This window comes from Microcoleus sp. CAWBG27, assembly GCF_020883145.1.
In the GTDB taxonomy this organism is placed as follows: domain Bacteria; phylum Cyanobacteriota; class Cyanobacteriia; order Cyanobacteriales; family Microcoleaceae; genus Microcoleus.
In genome coordinates this window covers 1-7743 of sequence record NZ_JAHREU010000127.1, presented here as the reverse complement: position 1 = coordinate 7743, position 7743 = coordinate 1, and the positions used below count along the sequence as shown (strand labels likewise).

At 44.8% G+C, this 7743-nt stretch carries 6 protein-coding genes and 2 pseudogenes; all 8 read left to right on the top strand.

The window, feature by feature from the left end; translation table 11 throughout:
• The first annotated feature begins 396 nt into the window (after positions 1-396).
• Positions 397-648, top strand: a complete 252-nt coding sequence (locus tag QZ938_RS32470) for a hypothetical protein (RefSeq protein ID WP_293353322.1) — start codon at positions 397-399, stop codon at positions 646-648.
• Positions 649-687: 39 nt separating this feature from the next.
• Positions 688-876 (top strand): Mo-dependent nitrogenase C-terminal domain-containing protein, encoded by a 189-nt coding sequence (locus QZ938_RS32465; RefSeq protein WP_366863730.1) that lies wholly within the window; start codon positions 688-690, stop codon positions 874-876.
• A gap of 390 nt (positions 877-1266) precedes the next feature.
• Positions 1267-2130 (top strand): Npun_R2479 family HD domain-containing metalloprotein, encoded by an 864-nt coding sequence (locus QZ938_RS32460; protein ID WP_293145909.1) that lies wholly within the window; start codon positions 1267-1269, stop codon positions 2128-2130.
• Between the two features lie 401 nt (positions 2131-2531).
• Positions 2532-3461, top strand: coding sequence for an Rpn family recombination-promoting nuclease/putative transposase (locus QZ938_RS32455; protein ID WP_293353324.1), 930 nt, complete (start codon positions 2532-2534; stop codon positions 3459-3461).
• A gap of 258 nt (positions 3462-3719) precedes the next feature.
• Positions 3720-5645 (top strand): alpha-amylase family glycosyl hydrolase, encoded by a 1926-nt coding sequence (locus QZ938_RS32450; RefSeq protein WP_293353326.1) that lies wholly within the window; start codon positions 3720-3722, stop codon positions 5643-5645.
• A 209-nt stretch (positions 5646-5854) separates the two neighbouring features.
• Positions 5855-6811: an inositol monophosphatase family protein gene (locus tag QZ938_RS32445; protein WP_293145900.1), complete on the top strand. Its 957-nt coding sequence runs from the start codon at positions 5855-5857 to the stop codon at positions 6809-6811.
• 680 nt (positions 6812-7491) lie between these two features.
• Positions 7492-7623: pseudogene (locus QZ938_RS32440) on the top strand (Crp/Fnr family transcriptional regulator); the annotation flags it as partial.
• 35 nt (positions 7624-7658) lie between these two features.
• Positions 7659-7743: pseudogene (locus tag QZ938_RS32435) on the top strand (IS1 family transposase); the annotation flags it as partial.

Here is a 7743-nt window from a genome sequence, read left to right as displayed (position 1 = left end):
TTGATGTACTCCACAGTAGCGTTTAAAGTCTTTGGGGGTTAACTTTTGTAATTCTTCGTAATTCATATTCTCAATCTAATTTTTGTTTTATTTTACCTCGAACGATTGCACTTTCGCAAGAGGTCTACTGATATCTATACCTAAGACTGTTGATGTCATTTTTGGCTCCAGATATACTCCAATTTATGAAAGAACCGACAGGCAATTGAATACTAACCTTGTCAATGCAGGCTTTCCCGATAATGCCGAGAGCCTAAGATACTGTCCAGTTTGATGTGCGCCTGTCATCAGTAATGGGAGCTTATCTACGCAACAGACTTATACAGTCTAAGGGGCGGGCCAACTTCACCGATTTCTGATGTCCTTGGAGAACACTTTCTGCTGTTACAGAACCATTTGCATAAAACTTTCCTTGTTTCTTTAGATTTACTTTGCTTGTCGGCTCGATCGCCTGATTGTCGGTACGATCGCCTGTTTGTCAGTTCGATCGCCTGTTTGTCAGCTCGATTGCCTGCTTGTCGGCTCGATCGCCTGCTTGTCGGCTCGATCGCCTGCTTGTCGGCTCGATCGCCTGCTTGTCAGCTCGATCGCCCACTTGTCGGTATGATTGAATCAATGACGTGGCGATCGACTGACTCACTCTTTTAAGATACAAGGGGCGGGCTGCGCTAACGACAAATAGCTCGGTTGTTGGGCCAAGTTATACCCGCACGGTGTCCTTTTGAGAGAAATATCCAGTTATTCGGACACCATTTTTTCCACATACCCCCGATGTGCAAGCTAAATCCTGTATATGAAGAATTAGTGGGGTTGCGTTTTCGCTCGCTCTCGTTTTTGGCTGATGTATGCGGGGAAGATGTAACTCCGTACTGCTGATTGAGGGGTCTCATACCTCGATCGCCCATCGATCGACCGTAGTGCATCTAGATTGTCTATGATAGTCGATGGGGAGAGGCGGAGAGACATATAACAGCTTCGCTCTTCGGGTAAACAGGGGAAGAGCATTTGAGGCGTTTTAATTAGGCATTGAAATATACAATTTAAATGCTGTAGAGCTTATCAATTATTTATGGGTGCAGCGCTCTGCCAATTGCTCGATCGCCAATCTAGACCACAATCGTTAATATCAGTGGATGCTTTGGATGCTTTTAAATCACAGCGGGCGTCCATCATTAGGGTCAAGTCAACAATAATATCAAACCGTAACAACAAAAACAACTGATATAACAATAATTTAATAAGTTATTTTGGCTAATGGAAGTGAATATGTTTAACGCAACTGAACTGCTAATTAACGATTTTGTTTGGAGGCTAATTGAAGGCTACGGGCACACCTACGGTGGCTTCAAATCTGACTATGGCGAAATTATTGCTTGGGTAGCCGATATGGCTTTGGAAAATATTGCTAATAGTGATGCTCTTTACCACAATGTGGAACACACTATTTTAGTGACATTGGTGGGACAAGAAATTCTGCGCGGGAAGCACATCCGCGAGGGCGGTGTTTCCTGCGAACATTGGCTGCATTTCCACATTGCTTTGCTGTGTCACGATATCGGGTATGTCAAGGGCGCTTGTCGGCAAGATAGAACAGATTTAGGAGTGTATGCAACGGGAATAGGTGACATGAATTTAACCCTACCTAGGGGGGCGACTGATGCGAGTTTGACCCCTTATCATGTCGATCGGGGAAAGATGTTTGTTGAGGAGCGATTTGGGGGGCACAGACTGATTGATGCCAACCTGGTTAAGCAGAATATTGAGTTAACTCGTTTCCCGGTTCCTCGGGATGAAGACTATCAAGATACTCTGAATTATCCGGGTTTGGTGCGGGCGGCAGATTTAATCGGTCAGTTGAGCGATCCGCGATATTTGCAAAAGGTGACTGCGCTGTTTTATGAATTTGAGGAGACTGGTCAAAATCAGGTGTTGAAGTATCGCAATCCGGCGGATTTGCGGGAGGGGTATCCTAAGTTTTATTGGAATGTGGTTTATCGGTATGTCAAGGATGCGATCGGCTATTTAGAATTGACGCAACAGGGGAAACAAATTGTTGCTAATCTGAATGCAAATGTGTTTCGGGTGGAGCATTCTGAGGCGGGAGTTGAGGAGGTGGCTTCTGTTCGTTAGGCTTGGAGTTGAATTGGGGCGGGCGTTCTGGTTACTGATGCGAGATCGAAAGGGCGATCGTCCTATTTAATGTTGAGCTTGTGAATTGTTCTCGATTGGGCGATCGCAATATAGTCAATACTTCGGACAGTTTTTTAACGACTCTGTAAGCGTTACAGCGTAAGCCCTGGCATTTTTAATGGTTTTTTGAAACGAGCGGGCGCTTACTTAAAGATTGAAAAAATAGTCATCCCTATAGCCATCAAGGGTTTGAGATACTAGATTAGATCTAAAACTGTCCGAAGTATTGATATAGTAAAATATAGCTATACCCACAGCCGCCAGCAAATTTTAAAATGTTTTGATTGTCATTGCTCGATAGATTGATTCGTTCGATCCTTAAGAAAGAGAGAAAACTAACAATGAGATTCATTAATCCGAAAACCGATTTTGCCTTTAAAAAAATATTCGGTGGCAACCAAAGCAAACCAATCTTAATCAGCTTTCTGAATGCCATGATTTATGATGGCAATCCCACCATCACGGATTTAGAAATTATCGACCCATATTTACCATCCAGAGTCTCTTATCTTAAAGAGTCTTACCTGGATGTCAAAGCAAAACTTGCAGGAGGTACAACTGTAATTATCGAGATGCAAGTTTTAAATGTAGAATCTTTTGCGAAACGGGTGGTTTACAATACTGCGAAAACTTACTCAACTCAACTGGTTCGCGGTGAAGGTTACTTTAAGTTAAAGCCTGTAATTGCTTTGACAATTACGGATTTTGAAATGTTTGACAATGACCGAGAAGTAATTTCTCACTTTGTGTTCAAGGAGAAAGATCGTTTATTTGATTATGTCGATCCAGAGATAGAATTGATCTTTATCGAGTTGCCGAAATTCAACAAACAATTGGATGAGTTAGAAACTTTGACTGACAAGTGGGTTTATTTTATGAAAAATGCTCCCAGTTTGGAAATAGTACCGTCAACAATGGAAACAGTCTCGGAAATACAGCAAGCTTTTGCGATTGCTAATGAAACTAACTTGAATCCAGAGGAGTTGGCAGATTTAGAAGCACGCGAAAGGTATATCCTGGATCAGCAGGGAATCTTGCGAAAGGGAATTGAAGAAGCACTTGCACAAGGAATGCAGCAAGGAATGCAGCAAGGAATGCAGCAAGGAATGCAGCAAGGAATGCAGCAAGGAATGCAGCAAGGAATGCAGCAAGGAATGCGAGAAAAAGCTTTGGAAATTGCTAGGCAACTTCTTAATGTACTTGACAATCAAACTATTAGTCAAACTACTGGTTTGAATGTAGAAGATGTCCAAAACTTGCGGGAGGAATAGAAAGGAAGGATGCTCAGTCTGAAGGAGTCAACCACAATCAAATTGGTTTGATCGTTCGGACTGAGCGTCACGATCGAACGAGAGAGGACTTCAGTCCTGACTGTGAACCTATAGAGGACTTTGCCATCTGTCTAAAGGAAGATTTTATTAAACGAGTAAATTACGTATTATGCTGTAAAAGTCAGGCAGAGGGAAAAGCTATCTCCGACTCTCACTCCCAATAGCTGACCAATCTTACAGTAAAAAAAAATAAATCTCATGACACCAGTCACTCCCAATCAAACTTCATCTCAATACGAAACTACCCAATCTGAAGAAAAAATTGAGTCTCTGGTAGAAGAAGTTAAGCCAGAAACCGAACTCGATTTAGAATTCCTGTACACCAGAGATATTGAATTCCGCCAAGAAACAATTTATTTCATTGTAGTCGATCGCTTCCACGACGGCGACTCCACAAACAACGAAGGCCCAAACCCAGAACTTTACGATCCTGAAGGCAAAAATTGGGGCAAATATTGGGGCGGCGACTTGCAGGGAGTTATCGACAAACTCGATTACTTAAAAGATATGGGCGTTACTGCGGTATGGTTGACTCCGCTTTTTGAGCAAGTAGAAGCATTATTTGTCGAACAAGCTGCGATTCACGGCTACTGGACTAAAGATTTTAAGCGGCTAAATCCCCGGTTTATTGCCAAAGGTGACAATCCTTCTGTCAACCAAACACAAGAAACTAAAGATACGGTATTTGACAAATTAGTTGACGAGTTGCACCAGCGAAAAATGAAACTGGTACTCGATATTGTCTGCAATCACAGCAACCCGGATTTTAGTGGCAAAAAAGGGGAACTCTACGATGATGGCGTGAAAATAGCTGACTTTAACGACGATAAAGATAACTGGTATCACCACTACGGGGAAGTGACTAATTGGGAAGATGAATGGCAAGTCCAAAACTGCGAACTGTCTGGTTTAGCGACTTTCAACGAAAATAATACTGAATACCGCCGTTATATCAAATCAGCAATTAAACAGTGGCTGGACAGAGGGGTTGATGCTTTGCGGGTTGATACTGTTAAGCATATGCCGATCTGGTTTTGGCAGGAATTTAATGCTGATATTTTAACGCACAGACCTGATGTTTTCATTTTTGGTGAATGGATTTACAGCGACCCGAGAAATGACCTTTCTGTCGAGTTTGCGAATGAGTCGGGGATGACTATTTTGGATTTTGGTCTGTGCGTGGCTATTCGAGAAGCTTTGGGATATTGTGCGGAGGCGGGATTTAAGTTAATTCAGGATGTTCTGGATTTGGATAGCCGCTATTACGGGGCGACGGAGTTGATTACTTTTATTGACAACCACGATATGCCGCGGTTTCAGTCGTTGAATGCCGATCGACAAATGCTGCGGTTGGCGATATCTTTAATGATGACGACTCGTGGCATTCCTTGCCTTTATTACGGTACCGAACAGTACCTGCACGATGATACTGAAGGGGGAAATGACCCTTACAACCGCCCGATGATGGAAAAGTGGGATACTGATTCGCCGATTTACCGCGATGTGCGGTTGCTGTCTGGGTTGCGGCGGCTGAATCCTGCTATTTCGATGGGGAGTCAGTGGCAAAAATATCTAACTGCTGATGTTTATTGTTACGTCCGCCGCTATCGCGATTCTGTGGTGTTTGTGGCGATGAATCGGGGCGAGTCTGTGACTGTTGAAGCGGTTGATACTGAGTTGCCGGATGGAGAGCATACGGAGGTTTTATCGCGCCGCAAGTTTGAAGTTAAAGATGGGATGCTGCATAATTTGGAGTTGGGCGATCGCGAAGTAATGATTTTTAGCCGAGTGGGAGAGCGAGTTAAGGCGAAAACTATTGTGCGGGCCCAGCTTAACAGTGTTAAAAGTCAGCCTGGGGAAAGAATTGTGGTGGTTGGAGATTGTCCTGAGTTGGGGAATTGGGATATTAGTAAGGCTTACCCGCTGGAGTATATCAATACTAATACTTGGTTTGGGGAAATTCCTTTTAATGAAAGTGCGGGGAAGTTGATTTCTTATAAGTATGCGCTGCTGCGGGAAGGTATGTCGCCGCTGCGAGAAAATTTGGTTTGTCGGCGCTGGGTTTTGGCTTCGGAAGGGACTGTGAAATGGCGGGATAAGTGGGCTTCGGGACGGGAGTCTTAGTTGGGATTTTTGATTTTGGTGTGAGAGAGTCAAACAATTTTAGGGTGCTTGTGGGCGCACATTAGCGATGATTAAGGTTCGTAGTGCGGACTTCAGTCCGCAGCTTTTTGCGGACTGAAGTCCGCACTACGAACCGTTTTTGTTATGGTAATCGACCGGACATCATAATAAAACCGGGTTTTAAGAACAGCAGAGTGCAAAAATCCTGCATGAGATTCGGAAACAGCGATAAGGGTCGATCGCTCGATTCCAAGGACTTAAGCTTTTATGCTGTGTTAGTTGAAGCATTTATGTTTAACCTGATGTATATTTCTCCAGAGCAAGACCAAAAAATTCGCTACATCATCCGAGAGTGCGGTCAAGAAGCCCACAAGCTTGCAGCGGAACCTTTTGAAGTTTCCGAGAAAGGCCCAGATGACTACGTGACGAGTATCGATCGCTACTTAGACGGACAACTATCAGCAGCATTTAGCGCTTTGTTTCCTGAAGATGGCAGGATCACGGAGGAAAACACGTCCTCCAGAGCAGCTTACCAGGCAAATTACCGGCGCCTCTGGTGCATCGATCCCCTTGACGGGACGGAGGGATTTATTCAGGGAAAACAGCACTATGCTGTGATGGTGGGGCTGCTGTTGGAGGGGGAACCGGTGGCCGGCTGGATCTACGCCCCGGCTTTTGACCAAATGTATTTTGGCGGTAAAGATTGGGGATTGTTCCAAACTGTGGGAACCTCTTCGCCGCAGCCGATCGCTATGAGCAAACCCCCCGCTCCGACACCGTTAAATTGTAAAATTATTCTCGGCGACAGAGACCAGAAAAACTATGCCGGGGCGATCGCCCAAAGCATCCCGGGAGCAGAATTTTACTCGCTGGGAAGCTTTGGCTTAAAAGTTATGGAAATCATAGAAGGTCGAGCCGGTTTGTACCTGTATTTCAACGGTAGAGTTAAAGTGTGGGATACCGCCGGCCCTCTGGCCCTAGCAAAGGCAGCCGGATTGGTCTGTTGCGACTTGCAAGGTCAACCGCTGAGGTGGACGGCAGATGCGATCGAGCCGGAGTCTCTGGCCCACACGCAGTCGATCGCGATCGGCTGGCCCGATTACATAGAAGCTCTGTTGGGCAAAGTTCAACAGGCAGTGGGACGCTGTTCATCAGTTGACAGTTGACAGTTGACAGTTGACAGTTGACCTCTGACAGTTGACGGCTACCCATAGCCGTCGATAGAAGAGGATTGCAAGCAATGAATCATTTTGTTTGATTTCCGCTTAAACGGGGAGGCTTCAGACCCAATTTTCAAGCGTAAAACTGTTTAGGATTAAAAAATCTGCCAATTTTACACGAACCGCGCCTCTGCGCCCTTATAAAAAAAAGTTCGGCAAGCGGAAAACGAGCGAGTCTTTAGACCGCTTGATGAAAGCGGCACGGGCGGTTTCAACCGCCGTGAATCTTTCTTGATTCTTAACTTTTTTAGCATTTAAAAAGGCTTTTTGCCGTTACACTCTATTGTTGGTATGGATACACAGGTGTAAACCTGGGAAGCAAATGCCTACCATATATTAAAGGTACGCGGGGACTCCACGGAACCAAGGGCTAAGCCCCTTAAACGCTTGAGGAGCTTGCTGAAAGGCAAGGATAGCAGCCCACCATTTTTTGGCAAGAGGATTGCGCCCAGGAACCCTAGCAATAGGGATATTAAGAACGAAATTTCTTAAGAATCTCAGTCGCTGAAGCGCTGAGAGTGTCAACATCAATTAAAGGAGTAACGGATTGTTTGTTTTTTCAAACAGCGATCGTTCCCTAGCTGTTGGGTGTCGCCTAATCTAATTTCCCACCTCCGCGAGTTTGCATGAAGACAGAAGCTTTCAGTGAGCTGTTCCCTCTATTTAAGGGTGCTAACCCAGAAACCTTGGGAGGGCTGCTATCCAATGCCGTTAAGCATGAGTATCCCCCAGGCCGAGCTGTGGTGATGGAGGAGGCGTTGCTGAGTTAGAGTATGAATAGGAGGAATAATTTATGCAATGCCCTGAATGTAAATCAACCCATATCCGTAAAAACGGCAAGAAGAAAGGAAAACAAAATCACATTTGTGTCCAATGCA